The organism is Yoonia sp. MH D7 (genome assembly GCF_054439475.1).
Genome location: NZ_JBTJCF010000005.1, coordinates 139,060 through 158,748 on the forward strand (window position 1 = coordinate 139,060; position 19,689 = coordinate 158,748).

Consider the following 19,689-nt stretch of genomic DNA (forward strand, 5'->3'; position numbering starts at 1 on the left):
TCGCTACTTTCATCATGCACGGTTTATAGGTATATTTATACAATAAGCTTGCAAGGATTTGTCGATGACGACTGCACCTGAGACCACCTGGAACAAAGGCCGTGTCGTGGGCAAAAAGCCACCGCTGACGCCCGACCAAGTTGCGCTGATCCGGATGATCCTAGGCCAGGATCGCGCGCTGCGTGATCTGGCACTGTTCAACACGGCACTTGATACGAGCTTTAGGGGCTCGGATCTCGTGCGGCTGCGAGTCTTGGACGTGGCAACCCCGGCAGGGGTCCGCGAGATCGTCGAGATCCGCCAGAAAAAAACGGAAAGCCGCAATGCGCGCCCGGTCCAAGCGCGACTATCGTCGGGGACGCGCAACAGCCTGCGCGCCTATCTCGCCGCCTCTGAAAAGCAGATGCATGCATGGTTGTTCACGGGGCAGGGGGCAAGATGGTCTCACACCCATCTCAGCGAAAGCCAGCTTTGGCGGTTATTCAAATCCTGGCTGGAAAAGGCCCGCCTCGATCCCAGTCTCTACGGGTTGCATTCGCTGCGGCGGACCTTCCCAACGCACATCTATCAGCAGACCGGTAACCTGCGCGCGGCCCAGCTCTTGCTCGGCCATGCCAGCATTGAAAGCACCAAAGAATACATTGGCACCGAACAGGCCGAAGCCCTCGAAATCGCGCGCAAGTATCATCTCTGAGCCATGCAGACTTATCTCGAAAAGCGCCAGCCTTCTAACAATGTCGCCCGGTTTTACCGGATGTCCGTCATGCCAAACCTGTTTGGCGAATGGACGCTTCTCCGGGAATGGGGTCGCATAGGGCAGGGAGGGCAGGTCCGGATGGATTGGTTCTCGGATGAAGTCCAAGCCGTCGCGGCCTTGGTTACGTTGGAAACGTCCAAGCGTCAGCGCGGGTATTGGGTGGAGCCTCAACAGCTGGCAATGTTGTAAACACTAGCAAAGATACCAAATATTGGTATATTGCTTCAAAAGGAGATGCATCATGCCCCGCAACACGTCCGTCTCACTAGGAGACCACTTTGCCAACTTCATCGACGCGCAGGTCGGGGAAGGGCGCTATGGATCCGCAAGCGACGTTGTCCGCGCAGGCCTACGCCTTCTTGAAGAGCATGAAGCGAAGGTAAAATCGTTGCAGGATGCGCTGATCGCTGGCGAACAATCTGGCGAGCCCAAGCCATTCGACTTTGACGGCTTTATTGCACGAAAAACAGCGGAAGCTCAGGCGCATTGACGGGATATATTCTATCCCCAGCGGCGGAATCTGACGTCAACGACATCTGGGATTACACCGTCGAGCGATGTGGAGCCCGACAAGCTGCAAGCTATGTCGGAGACATTCGGGATGCGTGCGCCGCTCTTTGCTAGGGAACGCATGTGAGCCGCCCTGTCACAGTCCGCGACGGTTATCACAAAGCGATAGTGGGAATGCATATGGTTTATTTCAGGCGTACAAATGACGCCACAATTGTTGTCGTGCGTATCCTGCATCAAAGTATGGACGTGGAGCGGCACTTGCAGGGATAGCGGACAGATACTGAACGGTTGTTATACTTACTGGAACGGCACAAAAACGTGACAGGTCCAGTCTTCTGGCGCGTACAGACAGATTCACCGTGGCGCGACTTGCCATCCGGTTTTGGCAATTGGAATACCCAGTTCCGGCGGTTCCGTCGCTGGGCTAAGGCGGGCGTATTCGAGAGTCTTTTCAACGCCATGAGTGGTGATCCCGACTTCGAATATGCCCTCATTGATGGTACAGTTTTTCAGGTTCACCAAAAGGCACCTGGTGCAAAGGGGGGGCTCAAGCTCATGCCATAGGACGTTCTCGTGGCGGGCTAACTACCAAAATAGTGGCTCTGGTCGATGCCCTTGGCAATCTCGTACGTTTCCTTCTTTTGCCTGGTCAAACCCACGACATGAAAGGTGTTGTATCGCTGATTAAAGACATCTCATTTGAAGCGCTTCTTGCTGACAAGGCATTTGACGCGGTTTGGTTATTGCAAGACCTCAACGCGCGAGGTGCCACCGCTGTAATTCCTCGCAAGGTAAACCGCACGGTGCAGTGCGACTACGATGCCGAAGGCTTCTGCGACACCCAGATCTTGTGCCGCGTCGAGTACTGCAAAATCAAATGGTGATAAGATCATTACAGCGGGGCGATCAGATTTTTCTGCGTTAGCACGTTGATCTCTTCTAGAAGTCCAGCGTAAAAAATTTCAGCAACAGTACTTAATTGCCTATCTTTTGGTTGAAATAATGCAATTTTCCATTCGATAGATGGAGTAAGTTGTTTGATCACGACCTTACGGTCGTCGAGTAGTAGCTCCGCAATCGGGTCGATGATTGCTACCCCCACATTACGTTCAACCAGCGCACAGACGCCGCGAACGTGACGCATTTCGGCTGCGATCTTCCGGTGCACATTCATGGTTTGCATAAGATGGTCTACGCGAGTACGAAGGGGGCTGCCTGAAGATAATTCCACAAAAGATTCATGGCGAAGCCGTGGCAACGGGATTGGGCCTGGCTGATCAAGGGGGTGCCCCACTGGGAGCAAGCACCGCGCCTCGCAACGCCCAAGCGGCGTGATCGTGGCACCGTAGGTGTTTGCGTCAAGTGTGATTCCCAACGCCATATCGCAACTTTGCTCGGCAATCATCTTTAATAAAACTTCGAGTCCGACATCGACCAGTTGAATCGATACATTCGGGTGGGTCTGCTTAAATCGCGCGATTACATCTAGCAGGAATGTGTCACAGAATATTGGCTGCGCCGCGATAACGATACGTCCGAGCTGTTTGTTTGCAATTGCTTTGGCATCATCACGGACGGAATGGAATGTCTCGATCATTCTCAAAGCAGAATCGTGAAAAAGAAAGGCTTCGGGGGTTGGGTCAAGACGATTCCGTTTTCTTTGAAAAAGTATAAAACCAAGCTTTTCTTCAAGAGATATCAATAATCTACTGATCATTGGCTGACTGAGCGCCAAAGCATCAGCCGCCGCTTTTGTTGATCCATATCGCATGTAGGCGTCGAAAGCCTCAAGTTCACGTATCTTCATTTCATCACCTCACTATGCATAAAGTGTATACAGCGCATCATTGTTGTCATTCAACGCATGCTGTGAAACAAAATGATCCAAGTTTAATTAGGGCGGAAACGGTTCGTCTTACTCTGGGAGGAAGTCATGAAAAAAATTCTTACAAGCATTGTGCTTGCCACGACGATTGTTGCTGGGGGTGCCTATGCTCAGACATATCCAGAGGCAGCAGTGACGCTCGTTGTGCCTTACGGCCCCGGTGGCGCATCGGATTTGGCTGGTCGTGCATTGGCTGAAACTGCGCGGACCTATTTGGGTCAGCCTGTCACTGTTGTGAACAAGCCTGGTGCCGGTGGCATGAACGGCGCACGCTCGGTAACTGAAGCCGAACCGGACGGTTATACATTGTTGTTGGCGCGTGTTGGCATGGCCCTTACGCCAGCGGTGAATCCGCAAGCAACAGTCGACTGGGATGAATACACGTTTCTTGGTGCACTCGAAGCAACACCAATGATCCTCGCAGTGCGTGGCGATTCAGAGCTTAACAGCCCGAAAGAGCTTTTGGATGCGGTCAAGGAAAGCAACGGTCGCATGACCTATGCCGCGTCAGGCCCGACAGCGATTGACGGTTTCTCGGTGCAGGCGATGTTCTCTGATGTTGATCTTGACCCGCTGACAGCGGCGACTTTGGTGCCCTACAAAGGTGGCGGCGAACTTGCTACGGCGCTTCTTGGTGGTCACGTTGACTTTTTGGCGATTTCTGCTGGTTCCTTGATGCCACATATCGAAAGCGGCGACATGAAGCCTTTGATGGTGTTCGCGCCGAAGCGTATGGATAAGTTGCCAGACGTTCCAACTGCTGCCGAGGCTGGTTTTGCACAAGCCGGACAAATCACAGGTTGGAGCGCGCTTTATGGTCCAAAAGACCTGTCCGAAGACGTGGTTGCGACTTGGACCCAGACATTGGCAAGCGTTGCTACGGATGCACAGTGGTTGGAGTTGGCCGAACGTCGCGGGTCGATCTCGACGATTGGTGAGACTGACATGACGGCATATGCCAAGGCACAGTATGAGCTGTTCAACGGCTTGGCGAAGAAATTTGGATATTTGCCAAACTAACGCCTGCGGGTATTGCAAAAGGGGGAGGCGCCATGCGTTTGGTTTTATTCCGCGGGATTATGACAGCCACGTTATTCGGCATTGTATTGTTTGTGATGATACCGGCCTATGTGCCGCGTCCCGCTTTCATTCCAGGCTTTGCGCCTCCGCCTGACATGTGGCCAAGAACCATCGCGATTTTGGGGGTGGTTCTTGGTTTGATCTCGGCATTGCAGGCATTTGCGCGCACAGGGGTCGCGATGGCCGATCCCGAAGCAGATAAAATCTGGCAACAGACCGCATCGACACGCGTTTTTCTGACCCGCGTTGCCCTGGCCATCTTAGCCTTTGTCGGCTTTGTGCTGATCCTGCCAGCGCTTGGCTTTTTGATCTCTAGCATCGCACTGACTGCATGCACGATCCTCTTGACCGGGGAGCGCGAGAAATGGGTCTGGGCTTTGGCCGTCGCCGTTACTTTGCCAACGGGTCTGTTGTTATTTTTCTCAAAGGCACTGGGCACTCAGTTTCCGCTTGGCCATATTATGAAATCCTTAGGTCTTTAAGAAGGCGTACTTCAAATGCTCAATGATCTTCTGTTCGCATTAAATGCTGTTGCGACCATCGAAAACTTTGTGATCATGGCCGCCGGTATCTGGGCAGGTGTCATTATCGGTGCCATTCCTGGAATGACCGGCACAATGGCCGTCACACTGGCGTTGCCGTTCACGTTTTACATGGATCCTGTTCCAAGTATTTTGTTGTTGGTCGCGCTCTATAAGGGATCAACATACGGTGGGTCTGTCTCTGCTATTTTGCTCAAGACACCGGGGACTGCCTCTGCTGCCTGCACTGCGTTGGATGGTTATCCGTTGGCCCAGAAAGGGAAGGCGGGCAAGGCGTTGAACATGGCACTTTATTCGTCGTGTATTGGGGATTTTATCTCAAATATCTCACTGATTTTCTTGGCCGCACCACTTGCGCTTTTGGCACTGCGCGTTGGGCCGCCTGAATATAGTATGCTAATGATTTTCGCACTCACGACTGTTGCGGGCGTATCTGGAAACTCTTTGTTGCTTGGCCTGATCTCGGCCTGCCTTGGTTTACTTTTGGCCACCGTGGGTGAGGATATGTATGGTTCGTTCCGTTTTGCTTTAACAGATGACATGCAGGGCGGCCTTTCGGTGGCCCCTGTGTTGATTGGCTTGTTCGCACTGCCCGAGCTTTTAAAACTTATAGTATTCCGCAATGCCAAACCTCATGACGCGATGGGCATTGGAGATGACCGCGTGAGCCGTGCTGAATTTCGCGGATCACTGCGTTCTATCATTAAAGGGAGCGGAATTGGTGTCGTTATGGGCGCTATTCCGGGGATCGGACCGTCTGCTGCTGCTTTCTTTTCTTATGGTGAGGCGCAGCGTAGTTCAAAGAATGGTGCCAATTTTGGAAAGGGTGAGCTTGAGGGGATCGCAGCCTCTGAATCAGCAAACAATGGCTGCTGTGGCGCCACGATGATCCCCTTGCTCGCACTCGGAGTGCCGGGGGATGTTATCACGGGCGTCATGCTTGGTGCTTTCATGATTCAAGGGCTGACACCGGGTCCATTGCTGTTCCAGACCAATCTACATGAAGTCTATATGCTTTTCATTGGGATGCTGCTGTCATCTGTTCTGCTCTTCGGTGCGGGTAAAATGACTATGCGGATGTTCACACATATTGCCCGTATTCCCACGACGTTGCTTACGCCCGCAGTGCTGACGTTGTGTATATTCGGTATTTACTCGATCTCGAACTCGACCTTTGATGTAGTGGTGCTTTTGGTGATGGGTGTTGTGGGTTTTGTTATGTTCCTACTGTCATTTCCGGCGGCACCGTTCCTGATCGCCTTCATTCTTGGCCCTATGATCGAAGAAAACTTGCGCCGTTCCCTCGCGATCTCACGCGGCGAGATCGACATTTTTCTCTCGTCTCCTATTTGCTGGATATTTGGTGCGCTGATTATCGTGGTCGTAAGTATTACGCTGCGCCGCGAGATTGCAAAATCAAAAACCCGAAAGGCACAAACAATATGACCTCTGCTTTGGTAGCGCGCGCGCGCGCCGATCAACGTCTGACTGATGCGAAAAACCATCTCTCAAAACTCATCGCATTCGATACGACAAGCGTAAATTCAAATCGGGCGATAATTGACCATCTCGCAGACTATTTTGGCGATCTTGGCGCTGATATAGCGATCTTGCCCGATGCGACGGGCGAAAAAGCCAACTTGATCGCGCGTTTTGGTCCTGAAGATACCGCTGGAGTTGTCTTGTCCGGGCACACAGATGTTGTGCCTGCAGGTGCGGATAAATGGCAAAGCGCGCCGTTTGAGGTGAGCGAAAGAGACGGGCGACTTTATGGCCGTGGCACATGTGACATGAAGGGCTTTGCTGCCTGCATCATGGCAATTGCCCCTGACATTGCAGAGATGCGCCTTAAACAACCGTTCTATTTGTGTTTCTCTTATGATGAAGAGGTCGGCTGTCTGGGTGCACCAGATATTGCCCGCCATCTTGCTGCGCTTGATGTGCCACCAGAGATCGCGATTATCGGCGAGCCGAGTGAGATGAAGCTGATCACTGGTCAAAAAGGAAAAATCGCTATGCGTGCGACTGTAATGGGAGCAGGCGGTCACTCGTCATTTGCCCCGTCGCATGTGAACGCGGTTGAGTATGCGGCGCGGATCATTACGATTATTCAAGATCGCGGTTTGGCGTACGAAAACGACGGCCCCTTCGACAGAGACTTTACTGTGCCGCATGCCACCACGCTCACGACAATGATTGTTGGCGGTGTTGCAACGAATGTGACCCCTGACAGTTGCAGTTTTACCTTTGAGCTACGAAGCATCGATGAAGCGTCAGCGCAGGCGGATATCGAAGCTTTGCTCGCGCATGTTGACGCCGAGTTACTGCCAGAGATGCAAGCAAAATGCGTTGATTCAGGTATCGTTTGGGAACGCATATTTGCGTACCCTGCGATGGGTGATGCCAGCCAAAAAGAGGGATTTAAACGGCTTCTTGACGTCATGCCAGAATGGGGTGGCAAAGTGTCATATGGCAGTGAAGGTGGCGTTTTTGAAAACATTGGAGGGATACCCGCTGTCATCATCGGACCTGGCTCCATCCTGCAAGCGCACAAAGCTGATGAGTTTGTCGCGATTGATCAAATCGAAAAATGCTTGTATTTTCTAGATGCTCTTTGCCAAAAGGCTATCAGTTGATATTAACGCTGGATCTGCAATCCCACCAGCGGCAACGACCGGAATGTCAACGACATCAACCGCGGCTGGAACAAACGCCATCGTCGAAACTTGGCCCCAAACATGCCCTCGGCTTCCCATCCTTGGGCCACAATGACGTCAGCACCTGCATCTGCGGCAATTCGGGCTTCGTCAGCGCACCCGACGCTTACTAAAACGACCAAACCTTCCGCTTTGGCGCGCGCGATGGCCGTTGGCTCCATTCCCCAAAACAACGACACCCCATGGACGCCCTTGCCGATGCACGCCTCCAACTGCTCTTTGTAGGGAAATGACAGATTGAGATTGGCGGCACGTTGATAGGATTCAAAAAAATTTGGCCATCGAGTCAAAGATGCGCGACGTTCCTCACTATGACACAAGTCCTCGTCATTATTGACGCGGCAAATTAAGTAAGCGTGTGTATGTCTCTATGGCCGTTTTTGTCTCAGAACGGGTGGCCGTAGCTGCGTTGTTTAAACAGGTCAAGTATCGCCCGGCCTCATCAAAGTAGTTGCTGAACTCCGCAGATAGAATGTCGCGAAACTCTATTTGGAGTGCCGTGTTTTCGGGTACGACCGGCAAGAGTGGTGGAACGCAGAACATTGTGCTCGTCTCGCCCTCCGCATTCATCCCTGACCCGGTCAGTGTGACAACTGCGACGAGCAAAGCACCCAGAGCAGGGGTGCGTGGCATCACGTATTTGAGGCTTGCGCTGCTCCATTTTCCCCTCACCTAAGACAATCCCCTTATTTTAAAGATACTTACGTCTCCTATCGGCGAGGTAGGAATTTTACGGCTGAATGGGTTGTAAGTGGTTTTATGTTTGCGTAAGGTTTTTTTCAACATACAAAATAATTATTACCATCACTAAATTGTTTTCAACAATATTGCCGCTCGCGGCAACCCTCCGCTGACTCTTGCGCTCACTCAACTCACAAACGGACGGATTATGAAGAATAAGTCTGCATTACTGGTTTTGGCGACCGTAAACAAAGAGCTGGATGATGTGAGCTGGTTGGAAGTCGAATGTTCCAAAGCAGCTTCAAAGTCTGGATCAGTAATGTGCGGCGAGTGGACGTTTAGTCTGGCCACGCCGGTGAACGGGACCGATGTTCATAGATCGCGGGTCGTCGTCTGGCGCACTCTCGAAGCAAAGAAAATCACAACGATTACTGGCCTGACGGCTCTGGCTCTGACGCTGGATATTCGCCTGCCAGTGTTTCCACTGCGCGACGGAGACGTAGGTGTTTGGACGCGTGACCCGTCAAAACCAGCTCGAAACTGTTCCATGGGGGGAAGCCAATGAAGATATTTTTTAACATAACATGTATTATCGGATCGAATACCAAGCCCCCCGCGCTTGACCGTGCAGTGCGAGGTGACCATCGTTCACCAATGTTTTGAAGTGTTGCTTGAGGGTGTTCCGGTTGGCACCTGTCAGCTTCACGGCATCTGCCATTGTGAGACGCCCTTGTTCACGTGTGAGCTCGACAATTTTCGCGGCGAGTTCAGGCATTGCGCCAATCATCAATTTTTCCCGCTCAACCCGTGTCTTGAGCCTTTGCATCTGGCGTTGCAACGCACTGAGGAAGAATTCTAGCCACGGAGTCCACTCGGGATTTGGCCTCCTAATCGTGCCCTGGGTTTGCCTCAGCGCGAGATAATAGGCTTCCTTACTCTGTTCGATCACGCTTTCAAGCGAACTGTATGTCACATAAGCATACCCTGCCCTGAGCAGCAGTAGTGTTGTAAGAACGCGGCTAAGTCTGCCGTTGCCATCTTGAAACGGGTGTATTTCCAACAACACAACAACGAATATCCCGACGGCCATTAATGGGTGCATATCGGGATCTTTAACCGCGCCTTGATACCACGTCACCAACTCTTGCATTAGTCGTGGCGTGTCGAACGGCGAGGCCGTCTCGAAGACGATTCCAATCTGAGCACCCGTCTCGTCGAAAGCCGCGACGCTATTGCTGGAGGTCTTATAGGCCCCCCGATGGCGTTCGTCTTTGTTGCTATACTTTAACAGGTCCCTATGCAGTTGTTGGATATGGTTCTCTGTTATCGTGATGTTTTCCCACGACCCAAAGACCATCTCCATCACTTCAGCGTAGCCAGCAACCTCTTGTTCGTCACGGGTTTCAAAGGATTTGATTTCTAGATTGGACAAAAGCCGTTGCACGTCTTGGTCTGAAAGCTTGCTTCCTTCAATCCGTGTTGATGAGCCAATACTTTCAATGGTCGCCACGCGTCTCAGCGAAGACAATCGCTCCGGCGCAAGCGACCCAAGGGCGCGCCAAGCCCCCTTAAATTCGTCGATTTCAGAAACCTTGGCGAGGATTTTAGGCGTGATAACGAGTGACGAGGTGTTCAACATACCCATATGAATACCCATTTACACCCAATCGTCAATTCAATTCAACATCCATAAACACCCATTTGAATTGGGATCGCTAGATAGCCTACAAAGTCGTTGGTCCAAAATAAACTGACCAGTCTCGCCAGAAAATAGACAAACATAGATCAAGATGAGGTAGCCCCAACTGCCATTGATGGCCCAAATCCGGACCTTCACTTAAATCGCAGCGAAGGCTACCGAAGAGCCCACACCGGACCTGTTGATTTTGTGCTGCGTGCGCACGCAGCGTGGATTTTGCTGCAACTGCTAAAATTCTGTTGTCGCAACGCGGCGTGAAAACCAGTCATTCGAACAATTTGCAGCGAAGGAATGATTGCCAAGGATCAAAGTGCGGACCAAGCCGACCTCGGCCCCTTCGAAGCCAACGGCCGCTTGAACACGGATGCTAACGCAGCGAAAAGCAGCAAGGGAGGGAAGCGGGAATTATTGTCAAATCTGGTGTTTGAGGATTGTTGGTCATGCGGCGATTTGGTTGGGTTTGGTTTCAATTCCGTCTTTGAATGTGGTGCCTGCGATGACTTTCGCGAGGTGGTCAAAGCCGCGTAGCTTCCACCAGTTTTGCTCGGCGCATTCAATGGGCGGATCACGTGGGGTTTTGTAAACACGCCAGCGCCAGCAATCAACATGACTGGCAGCCGATCATCTGCAGCGAGCTGCTCTTCAAATTTGTCCAGAGTATCGAAGGAGGCTGCAAGAGCGGCGGCGTAGATCGCTTGATCAGACAAAAACGCCGCTTTGTACCCGCCGTTGTTGATACTCCATACTACGTGTTGACAGTGGCGCGGAAGCAATGCGTAACACTCAACCTTTACGTATGATACGTAGTTTCAAATCACGATGATTTTTGCCGACACGTCTCTAAATATTGATTTTGCGATTGTCTTAACTTGCCCGCTTGCAGTTCCGCAGCTGACTTCTCCAAATCTGTTGAAAAATTAAACGCCCCCACAACTCCCACTTAGTTCCTTAAAAAGACTGGACTAAATCAGAATTAATACGTTAGTCAAAAATAATAGTTGACGTAATGTCAATTTAAGTAGACGTTATGTCAAGATAGTCAGATTCTTATTAATGGGTCATTAAAATGCTCGATCAAGTCAGCCGTTCTCAGAAAAACCTTAACGCGCTTTTGTCCCCTGCTCGCATCGCGATTGTTGGCGTTTCCGCAGGTGATGCGCAGTCGTGGGGACACCGTGTTGTGCGTGTTCTGATTGATGGCGGATTTACGGGTGAGACGGTTGTTGTGCATCCCAAGACGGATTTTCCGGATGTGAAAACAGTGCGCAGTATCGCAGAGATTGACGCGCCAGAGCTGGTGGTGATTTGTGTGCCGGCGCAGCGCAGCATTGGTGTTGTGGCCGAAGCGCGTAAAGCAGGTGCGAAAGCGGTGATTGTATTTGCGTCCGAGTTTGCCGAAATCGGCGCCGAGGGCGAGGCGCTGCAGGATGAGCTGGTTGCCGCCGCAGGTGATATGTTGATGCTTGGGCCAAACTGTTTTGGCGTCTCTAACCGTGTCGAAAATGTGAAATTGTCCGCCGCGCCTTTCTTGAACAACCCGTTGCGCGATGTGGGCGAAGTGGCGCTGATTGCGCAATCGGGCGCGCTTGGTCTGGTGCTTAGCCGCTGTGTTGAAGAGGCAGGCAGCGGGTATTCGCATTTTATCAGTGTCGGGAACGAGGCGACATTGGGTGCCACGGAAATCGCCAGCCACGTGATCGAGCGCGAAGAAGTGGGCGTTGTGTTGCTGTATCTTGAAGCATTACGCGACCCTGCAAATCTGGCGCGCACTGCCGCGCGTGCACGCGAAATGGGCAAGCGCGTTGTATTGCTGAACGCGGGGCGGTCCGAGGCGGGCAAGCGCGCGGCGCTGTCGCATACCGCGGCGATTGCGGGCAATGACATGTTCTTGCAAAGCCTTTGCAACGATTTTGGTATCGTGCGTATTCATGATGATGACGAGGTCAAGCCTGTGCTAGCAGCGCTGGAGCGTGACTGGTCCTTGCCTGACAATCCGCGTGTTTGTATTTTGTCGAATTCTGGCGGCGCGGGTGCGGTTCTGGCCGATCAGGTCGAGGCTGCGGGTGGTCGCGTGCAAGCGATGACGGATGCGATCCGTGCAAAGGTGGCCGAGATTGGCATGATCGGTGCGGGCGACGGCAACCCGATTGATATTGGCGGCGGCTGGGAGGCAGTAACGCATCTGTTCAAGCCAACGCTGGATGTGCTTTCGGGGGCAGAGGAATTCGACGCGCTGGTGGTTTATTATGCCTTTGGTGAAATGTGCATGGATGCGGTCGTCGAAATTTCGCGCCACTGTGCCGAGTGCAAAAAGCCCGTGACCTTTATTTGGCAAATCGCGCCTGCCGAGGGTATTGCCAAAGTGACCACGCCTGGAATTCTGGCCACGTCCATGGGTGAAGGGGTGCGTATGTTAGCCGCCCAGATGAAGATCACGCAAGCGGGCGCTGCCACATGGGTGCCACTTGCTGCAAGCGATTTGGAATTGCCTATAACGAGTGCGGGTCAGAGCACATTGGCGGAATATCAAAGTAGCACAGTTTTAGCAGGGTTGGGGTTAGATTTTGTGCCATCAGCGTTTGCCCAAGCTGATGCCTTAGACGATCTGGCGGAACGGGTCACCGCAAACGGCTGGTCACGCGTTGTGGTCAAAGGCAATGCGTATGATGTGCTGCACCGTAACCGTGTCGGGTTGGTGCGTGTTGGTGTTGAAGCGGACGAATTAAGCAGCGTTCTGAAAGAAATGTCGGATCTGCTGGATACGCACTCTGACGATCCTGCACGCGGGTTGATTGTGCAGCCGATGGTGGCATTCGATGGCGAGATTGGTGTAGGCGCGCTGATTGATCCGCTGTTCGGCCCCGTTGTAGTGATTGGACCGGGCGGTATTGGCATCGAGGATGCGGATGGCGCGCGCGATGCGCTATTGTTGAACACGGACAGTGCAAATTGGGACAGTTACGCCGCGCGAGTCGAGCGCCGCTACGAGTTGTCGGCAGGCGCTGTGCGTCAGGTGCTGGACGCGCTGGCACAGCTTTTAGGGTCGGGGCGTGTCAGCGAAGTTGACGTGAACCCGATGATCAGAACCGAAGCCGGCGGGTTATTGGCACTCGATGCGCTGATCGTCATGGCGTCGTAAGACGGCGGGCACTGCGGGAGGCAGTGTCGGCACAAAATTTATCAACTGGAGGAGATACCATGAAAACTTTTATTAAAATGACAGCTGCCGTCACGGCGCTGGTTGCGGGGCCGCTTGCGGCGCAAGACAAGCCCGACCAGATCATCGTGGCTAACACTGGCGGCCCCTACATGGAAGCCGTGCTTGAGGCGACCGGTAAGGCATTTACCGACGCAACTGGCATCGAAGTTCTGGGTGACGGACCGCAAACACTGCCGCAACTTCAGCAAATGGTGCAAGCAGAGCGCGTCACATGGGACGTTGTCGAAGTGCCGCCTGTTTTCACGCTGCGCCACTGCGGTGAGCTGTTTCAAGAACTGCCAGAGGACCTGCAAAATTACGCAAACGTCATTTCCGACTTTGCAAACGAATGTGGTATTCCAGTTGCAGGCTACGCAAACCTGATGCTTTACAATACAGAAACGTTCCCTGACGGTGGCCCGACAAACTGGGCAGACTTCTTTGACGTTGAAAAATTTCCTGGCAAACGTGGCCTCTGGGATGGTGCTGAAGGCGTAAATCTGGAAATCGCGCTGATGGCTGATGGCGTAGCCCCTGCTGATCTTTATCCGCTTGATCTTGACCGTGCGTTTGCAAAACTTGAGGAGTTGCGGCCGCATATTGTGTTCTGGCGCTCTGGTGCGCAGTCCACGCAGATGATGGAAAGCCAGGAAGTTGATATGCTGATGGCGTGGTCTTCACGTGCATATCCTGCGCTGAACAACGACGCACCATTTGCGCCAGTGTGGAACCAGCACATCATCTACAACAACGTGTTGGCTATCCCTGTGGGCGTAGAACATCCTGATGTCAGCGCGGATTACATCCGGATGGCGATGCAGCCAGAACAGCAAGCCCGGGTCTCCGAGATCTATCCGGTAACACCTGCACTGATCGGCACATTGCCCGAGATGAACGAAGCAGGCATGGCCGTTTTCGCCGCAACGCCAGAGCGCGCCGCATCTGCTGTGGTTCCTAACCTTGCGTGGGTTGCGGACAATGCGGAAGAGATCAACCGTCGCTGGACCGAGTGGCTTAACAACTAATCACGTTGTGATACTTTGCGGGCCGTGACCAAGCGGCGGCCCGCAGACCCGCTGCCTCACCCTTGTCATTGCACAAACCACAGGCGTTTCGCCTGACTGGAGAAATCATGTCCAAGAGTATAAAAACAGGTCTGACCCGCGATAAGCAGACGTTGCTACTGCTGATGTTGCCGATTGTGGCTTTCCTCGCGATCTTTTTCGTCTGGCCCGTTGTGCTGGTGCTGGCCAATAGTTTCGACACTGAAAACGGGTTTTTGGGCGAATACATCGAGTTTTTCTCAAGCAACACTTATGTGCGTATTGTTTTCCGCACGATTTTTGTCGCCCTGACAGTGACGGTTTTGTGCCTGCTGATCGGTTATCCCTATGCCTATTTAATGGCCCGCACGCAGGGTAAGACGCTCGCGTTTCTGACGGGTGTGGTGCTTTTGTCGTTCTTTACCAGCGTGATGGTTCGTAGTTTTGCGTGGATCGTGCTGCTGCAACGTAATGGCATTATTGATAAATTTGTCCAATCAATCGGCTTTGACGGGCTTGTGCTACGCGGCACTACAACGGGTGTGACGATTGCAATGGTGCAGGTGATGCTGCCGTTTATGATTTTTCCGCTGTATAGTGCGATGGCAGGGATCGACACCCGGCTAGAGCGTGCGGCGACGTCGCTGGGGGCCACCCGTTGGGCCACGTTCCGCGATGTCTGGCTGCCGCTGTCGATGCCCGGCATTATCGGCGGGTCGGTGATTGTGTTTGTGACCTCGCTTGGCTTTTACGTCATTCCCGGATTGGTCGGGTCGCCGTCAAACCAACTGCTGTCACACCTGATTTATTCGATGATTAACACCGTGCTGAATGTTCCGTTGGCCTCTGCTGCGTCGGTGGTCATGCTATTGCTGGCGCTGCTGGTCGTGTTGCCTGCGATGATGCGCTATGATGTGACAGGGTCCACGACAAGTCGCTTTGCCTCTGATGACGGGGGCAAGCCGCGTCAGTCTTTCTGGCTCTGGTTCTGGGCCGTGCTGGTTGTGATCTTGCTGCTTGTGCCCGGATTTGTTGTGATCCCGCTCAGCTTTCCCGAGAACCGCAGCTTTGCGTTTCCACCGCAGGGGTTCTCATTACAGTGGTATGCGCGGTTCTTTGAAAGCCGTGAGTGGTGGGGGTCGTTTGTCACATCAATGCAGGTCGCGGTTCTGGTCACGATCACGGCCACTACACTGTCTGTCTTTGCGGGATTGGCCCTGCGCCGTGCCTCTACCAAAGTGCGCACCGTCATTCGTGCGATTGTTCTGACGCCGCGCATTGTGCCCGGTGTGATTATCGCGATGGCGCTTTACGGATTGTTCCTTGACTGGCGGCTGAACATCACGATCACCGGTTTTGTGGTGGCGCATACTGTGATGGCATTGCCGTTTGCATTCATCCCGATTGCCGCCACGTTAGAGCAGTTTGACGCACGTTTCGAGCAGGCCTCTGCCAGCCTTGGGGCCACAAAACTGACCACCTTCTTCCAGATTATCCTGCCGCTGATCAGCACAGGTGTGATGACGGGGGCCTTGTTCGCTTTTGTGATTTCATTCGACGAAGTTGTGGTCTCGCTGTTTGTCGGCGGCGTCGGAATGCGCACCTTGCCTGTGCAAATGTACCGCTCGATTGCCAATGATATTGATCCGACGATCGCTGCTGCCTCTACGATGCTTCTGCTTTTGACAGCGACCATCGTGATTGTCAGCACAGTCTATAACCAACGGAAAGGCCGCTAAAATGGGTGATAATTCAGCAAATGGTGCGGCGCTAAAGCTGCATAATCTTGGCAAGTCTTACGGCGGGCTACAGGTTCTGGGTGGCGTTAATCTTGACGTGCAGCCGGGTGAATTCATTACGTTTTTAGGGCCAAGCGGATCGGGTAAAACCACGACGCTGAACCTGATTGCGGGGTTTGCCGACCCTGATGCGGGGGGCACAATGTCGCTGGACGGGCGTAGCCTGAACGAGGTGCCAGCCCATAAGCGCGACATTGGTGTGGTGTTCCAGAACTATGCGCTTTTCCCGCATAAGACCGTGCGTGAAAATATCGCGTATCCGCTAAAGCAGCGCCGCCCGCGGCCTGATCAAGCCACGATCAACCGCCGTGTTGATGCGGTATTGGCGCTGGTCCATCTTGAGGCGTTTGGTGATCGTCGTCCCGACCAGTTGTCGGGTGGTCAGCAGCAGCGTGTGGCCCTTGCGCGCGCGGTGGTTTTCGAGCCGAAGCTGTTGTTGCTCGACGAGCCGCTTGGCGCGCTCGACAAGCGGCTGCGCGAGTCCTTGCAGCTTGAGTTGCGCCGGATTCACCGCGAGTTGGGTGTGACAATTATTTTTGTGACCCACGATCAGGACGAGGCGCTGACGCTGTCGGACCGTATCGTTGTGTTTCGCGAAGGGGCGGTCGAGCAGATCGGCACACCGCAAGAGTTATACAATCATCCGGGCAGCGAGTTTGTGGCGACGTTTCTGGGCGATTCAAACATTATCGAAGGCCGCATGAAGGATGGCGCATTTGCCCACGCGGGTGAAACTGCACGTTTTGCGCCTTTCAAGACTGCGGCAGATGGTGCCAGTAAAATTCTGGTGCGCCCTGAAAATATCACCGTTCATGCGGGATCTGCGCCCGCGCAGGCCGAGAACGCGATCGAAGTGACGATTACCGATGTGGTGTTTTCAGGCGCAACCCAGCGCGTCGAGGGCGTATTGCAAAGTGGTCAGCAACTGGTCGCCCGCACGCCTGCGGATGCCGCACCGTTAAAGATAGGTGAAAAGGCGGCATTTTGCTGGCCTGCAAGTGCGACCCGTATCGTGGCCGCAGGGCATGCGTCATGACGGTTTCACCTGACCTTTGGGAAAACCTGCTGGCCGACGAGCCATTGGCGCATCGCGCGGATCATGTGGCGCGGCTCGCTGACGGGCCGTTTGATGTTGTCGTGATTGGCGGCGGTATTACGGGCGCTGGCGTGGCACTGGATGCGGTGTCGCGCGGCTTGTCTGTGGCGTTGATCGAGGCGCGTGACTTTGCCTCTGGCACCTCATCACGGTCCTCTAAAATGATCCACGGCGGCTTTCGCTATTTGCAAACGGGCGACGTGGCCTTGGTGCGTGAATCGCTGCGCGAACGCTACGCTTTGCAGCGCAATGCCCCGCATTTGGTGCATATCATGCCGTTTATGATCCCGCTGTTCCTTAAGGGTGGCGTGATCAATCCTAAACTGTCGCGTGCTTTGGGTGGCGCTTTGTGGAGCTATCAGTTTGCCGGGGCATGGCGTCTTGGTCGTCGTCATCGTCGCCTGACCCATGAGGATGTGGCGGCCCATATGCCCGCACTTGACATGGACCGCATCGGTGCGGGCTATATGTTTCACGACCTGCGCGGCGATGATGCACGATTGACCTATGCGGCGCTGGCGACGGCGGCGTCGATGGGCGCTGTTGTGGTGAATAACTCGCGCTGTGTTGGGCTGTCGTCACAACAAGGCGGTATCCGTCATGTGCGCGTGGCGGTTGATGGCGCCGAGGTAGAGGTTGCGGCGCGGATGGTGGTGAATGCCACGGGCATCTGGGCGCAGAAATTGCTGGGCGAGGTGGGTGTGCCTAATGATCGCAAGCTGGCCCCCGCAAAAGGCACGCATATCGTGGTGCCGATTGAAAAGTTGCGCACCGATCTGGCGGTAAGCCTGCCAGTGGCCAGCGACCGCCGCACGATTTCCGTCGTCGACGAAGGGCCATTTGCCTATATCGGTTCGACCGAGACGACTGATCCTGCGGATGTGAATGATCCTAGCGTGACTGAGGCCGATATTACCTATCTGCTGGACGGGGTGAACCGCCATTTGACAACGCCACTTTGCAAGGCTGACATCACCAGCGGCTGGGCAGGCTTTCGCCCCTTGATTGCCGATGCAAAAAGCAAGCGTAGCTCGGACCTGTCGCGGCGTCATTCTATTGCGCTTGATGCGCCCGGATTGATCACGGTGACGGGAGGCAAATTGACCACCTACCGCGAAATGGCCGAAGGCACGGTGGATGCGGTGTGTGAAGCATTGGGGCGCAAGGCCCGCTGTCAGACCAAGCGTCTTAAGCTGTTCGGGCATCAGGCGGGTGATAGTCATCTGGATAAAGGCACCCGTCTTGGCAAACGCTATGGCAACCGCGCGGCCAAAATAGAGCGACTTGTGGCGGCTGATCCTGCTTTGGCGGAAAAGATCACGCCGCAGGGTGACACGATTATGGCCGAACTTGTCTGGGGCTTGCGCGCCGAAATGGGCAGCACCCTGTCTAACGTTTTATTCCGCCGCACGCGGCTTGCCACCTACGACGGGCGCGCCGTTCTGGCAGATGCTGACGATATTGCTGCGCGCGTCGGCAGCATGAGCGGATGGGGTGCGAACCGCATCACATCCGAGACTGCCGATTTGAAATCAACACTTTGCCGCGAACTTGGCGCACTTGCGCATGATCTGCCGGCTAAACCCACATCCCGTACCTAGAGAGGACATCACATGACAACGCATCCAATCGCTATTGATCCCCGCCGTCCAAGCCCCATTCCAGGTGAAGCTGGCGTAAAAGGCATCACCCCGCGCGAGACGCTGACAGGGTCCGCCGTTGCCGTCGATGACGCCTTTGTGCAGTCGTTGGAAAAGGTCTGCACGCAGGTTGACGTCGATACCAATTCCAAGTCGGAATATGCGCGTGACTGGTGGCCGCTTGGCATGGTTTGGGCCTCGACCGGACACGTCGCACGTTTGCCTGCCGCTGTTGTGCGCCCGACATCGACGGACGAGGTTGCTGCCGTTTTGCGGCTGGCCAATGATGCGCGTATCCCCGTCACGGCTGTTGGCGGTCGTAGCGGCGTTCTGGGCAATTCGCTTCCTGCTTTTGGTGGCGTGGCGATGGACCTGACCGCGCTTTCTGGTATTACCGATCTGCGTGGTGACGATCTGGTGGCAGATGTGCAAGCTGGCACCTTTGGCGACCTGTTCGAGGATGCTTTGCAGGCTGAAGGCTATACTGCCGGCCATTGGCCACAGTCGCTGGCGCTGTCCACAATCGGCGGTTGGATCGCCTGTTCAGGTGCGGGTCAAATGTCCACGCGTTACGGCACAATGGCGGATATTACCCGCGGTGTGACGGCGGTTCTGGCCGATGGCCGTGTGATTGAAACCAGCGAATTTTCGCACTCTGCGACTGGTCCTGACATGACGCAGCTATTTGTAGGCTCTGAGGGCACATTGGGCGTGATCGTGTCTGCCCGCCTGAATATCCACCCTAAGGCCAGCTATTCCGAGAGCCTTGCGGTGGCTTACGACACCTTCGATGAAGGGGTCGCCGCAATCCACCGTTTCTCGCGCCGCGGTGCGCGCCCTGCGGTAGTGCGTCTGTATGATGCAACAGAATCGCGCCGCAACTTTGATACCAAAGACCAGCATATCCTGTTGGTCCACGACGAGGGTGACGAGGGTTTAGTCAAAAGCATCATGAACGTAGTGCGGGCCGAAGTGGGTGGTCGTCAGACAGACACAGCGCTGATGGATCGCTGGTTGGCCAACCGTAACAGCGTGCAC

The 19,689-nt window shown here is 54.1% G+C and carries 19 protein-coding genes and 2 pseudogenes; 17 read left to right on the forward strand and 4 right to left on the reverse strand.

Annotated elements, in window-relative coordinates; all coding sequences use genetic code 11:
- Window positions 1–64 precede the first annotated feature (64 nt).
- From ACXLHR_RS19115 to ACXLHR_RS19140, 6 genes and pseudogenes are all read left to right on the forward strand, one after another.
- A complete protein-coding gene (locus ACXLHR_RS19115; RefSeq protein WP_458793044.1) occupies window positions 65–694 on the forward strand; it encodes a tyrosine-type recombinase/integrase in 630 nt (209 codons plus the stop codon).
- Between the two features lie 3 nt (window positions 695–697).
- Complete coding sequence (locus ACXLHR_RS19120) at window positions 698–946, forward strand: WGR domain-containing protein (protein ID WP_458793045.1); 249 nt, start codon at window positions 698–700, stop codon at window positions 944–946.
- A gap of 52 nt (window positions 947–998) precedes the next feature.
- Entirely contained in the window at window positions 999–1,247 is a 249-nt protein-coding gene (locus ACXLHR_RS19125) for a type II toxin-antitoxin system ParD family antitoxin (protein WP_458793046.1), read from the forward strand.
- A pseudogene (locus ACXLHR_RS19130) lies at window positions 1,244–1,540 on the forward strand (type II toxin-antitoxin system RelE/ParE family toxin). Before ACXLHR_RS19125 ends, ACXLHR_RS19130 begins: the two are co-directional and overlap by 4 nt.
- A gap of 48 nt (window positions 1,541–1,588) precedes the next feature.
- Window positions 1,589–1,834, forward strand: a complete 246-nt coding sequence (locus tag ACXLHR_RS19135; RefSeq protein ID WP_458793047.1) for a transposase — start codon at window positions 1,589–1,591, stop codon at window positions 1,832–1,834.
- Window positions 1,835–1,866: 32 nt separating this feature from the next.
- Window positions 1,867–2,154: a hypothetical protein gene (locus ACXLHR_RS19140; RefSeq protein WP_458793048.1), complete on the forward strand. Its 288-nt coding sequence runs from the start codon at window positions 1,867–1,869 to the stop codon at window positions 2,152–2,154.
- 8 nt (window positions 2,155–2,162) lie between these two features.
- On the opposite strand, the gene ACXLHR_RS19145 is transcribed toward ACXLHR_RS19140, so the two are convergent.
- Complete coding sequence (locus tag ACXLHR_RS19145) at window positions 2,163–3,077, reverse strand: LysR family transcriptional regulator (RefSeq protein WP_458793049.1); 915 nt, start codon at window positions 3,075–3,077, stop codon at window positions 2,163–2,165.
- Window positions 3,078–3,203: 126 nt separating this feature from the next.
- Here ACXLHR_RS19145 and ACXLHR_RS19150 point away from each other — a divergent pair, with 126 nt between their 5' ends.
- From ACXLHR_RS19150 to argE, 4 genes are read left to right on the forward strand one after another with little or no spacing between them, the layout of a single operon-like run.
- Window positions 3,204–4,175 carry a Bug family tripartite tricarboxylate transporter substrate binding protein gene (locus ACXLHR_RS19150; protein ID WP_458793050.1) on the forward strand — a complete coding sequence of 324 codons (972 nt, stop codon included), beginning with the start codon at window positions 3,204–3,206 and terminating at the stop codon, window positions 4,173–4,175.
- A gap of 32 nt (window positions 4,176–4,207) precedes the next feature.
- Entirely contained in the window at window positions 4,208–4,717 is a 510-nt protein-coding gene (locus ACXLHR_RS19155; protein ID WP_458793051.1) for a tripartite tricarboxylate transporter TctB family protein, read from the forward strand.
- A 15-nt stretch (window positions 4,718–4,732) separates the two neighbouring features.
- Window positions 4,733–6,223, forward strand: a complete 1,491-nt coding sequence (locus ACXLHR_RS19160; RefSeq protein WP_458793052.1) for a tripartite tricarboxylate transporter permease — start codon at window positions 4,733–4,735, stop codon at window positions 6,221–6,223.
- A complete protein-coding gene (argE, locus tag ACXLHR_RS19165) occupies window positions 6,220–7,413 on the forward strand; it encodes an acetylornithine deacetylase (protein WP_458793053.1) in 1,194 nt (397 codons plus the stop codon). The genes ACXLHR_RS19160 and argE overlap by 4 nt, the downstream gene beginning before the upstream one ends.
- Here argE and ACXLHR_RS19170 read toward each other — a convergent pair.
- Window positions 7,381–7,814 (reverse strand): annotated as a pseudogene (locus ACXLHR_RS19170) (nitronate monooxygenase). The gene argE and the pseudogene ACXLHR_RS19170 overlap by 33 nt on opposite strands.
- A gap of 569 nt (window positions 7,815–8,383) precedes the next feature.
- On the opposite strand from ACXLHR_RS19170, the gene ACXLHR_RS19175 reads away from it, so the two are divergent.
- A complete protein-coding gene (locus ACXLHR_RS19175; RefSeq protein ID WP_458793054.1) occupies window positions 8,384–8,740 on the forward strand; it encodes a hypothetical protein in 357 nt (118 codons plus the stop codon).
- Between the two features lie 24 nt (window positions 8,741–8,764).
- Here the strand turns inward: ACXLHR_RS19175 and ACXLHR_RS19180 are convergent, their stop codons facing one another.
- On the reverse strand, window positions 8,765–9,832 hold the full coding sequence (locus ACXLHR_RS19180; protein ID WP_458793055.1) for a Fic family protein: 1,068 nt from the start codon (window positions 9,830–9,832) through the stop codon (window positions 8,765–8,767).
- A gap of 347 nt (window positions 9,833–10,179) precedes the next feature.
- Window positions 10,180–10,581: a hypothetical protein gene (locus ACXLHR_RS19185; protein WP_458793056.1), complete on the reverse strand. Its 402-nt coding sequence runs from the start codon at window positions 10,579–10,581 to the stop codon at window positions 10,180–10,182.
- 359 nt (window positions 10,582–10,940) lie between these two features.
- On the opposite strand from ACXLHR_RS19185, the gene ACXLHR_RS19190 reads away from it, so the two are divergent.
- The 6 genes from ACXLHR_RS19190 to ACXLHR_RS19215 form a co-directional block, all read left to right on the forward strand.
- Window positions 10,941–13,013, forward strand: coding sequence for an acetate--CoA ligase family protein (locus ACXLHR_RS19190; RefSeq protein ID WP_458793057.1), 2,073 nt, complete (start codon window positions 10,941–10,943; stop codon window positions 13,011–13,013).
- A 59-nt stretch (window positions 13,014–13,072) separates the two neighbouring features.
- A complete protein-coding gene (locus ACXLHR_RS19195) occupies window positions 13,073–14,098 on the forward strand; it encodes an ABC transporter substrate-binding protein (protein WP_458793058.1) in 1,026 nt (341 codons plus the stop codon).
- A gap of 107 nt (window positions 14,099–14,205) precedes the next feature.
- Window positions 14,206–15,855 carry an ABC transporter permease gene (locus ACXLHR_RS19200; RefSeq protein ID WP_458793059.1) on the forward strand — a complete coding sequence of 550 codons (1,650 nt, stop codon included), beginning with the start codon at window positions 14,206–14,208 and terminating at the stop codon, window positions 15,853–15,855.
- Between the two features lies 1 nt (window position 15,856).
- Window positions 15,857–16,951, forward strand: a complete 1,095-nt coding sequence (locus ACXLHR_RS19205) for an ABC transporter ATP-binding protein (protein WP_458793060.1) — start codon at window positions 15,857–15,859, stop codon at window positions 16,949–16,951.
- Window positions 16,948–18,612 carry a glycerol-3-phosphate dehydrogenase/oxidase gene (locus ACXLHR_RS19210; protein ID WP_458793061.1) on the forward strand — a complete coding sequence of 555 codons (1,665 nt, stop codon included), beginning with the start codon at window positions 16,948–16,950 and terminating at the stop codon, window positions 18,610–18,612. The genes ACXLHR_RS19205 and ACXLHR_RS19210 overlap by 4 nt, the downstream gene beginning before the upstream one ends.
- A gap of 12 nt (window positions 18,613–18,624) precedes the next feature.
- A partial coding sequence (locus tag ACXLHR_RS19215; protein WP_458793062.1) for an FAD-binding oxidoreductase occupies window positions 18,625–19,689 on the forward strand: 1,065 nt, incomplete at its 3' end.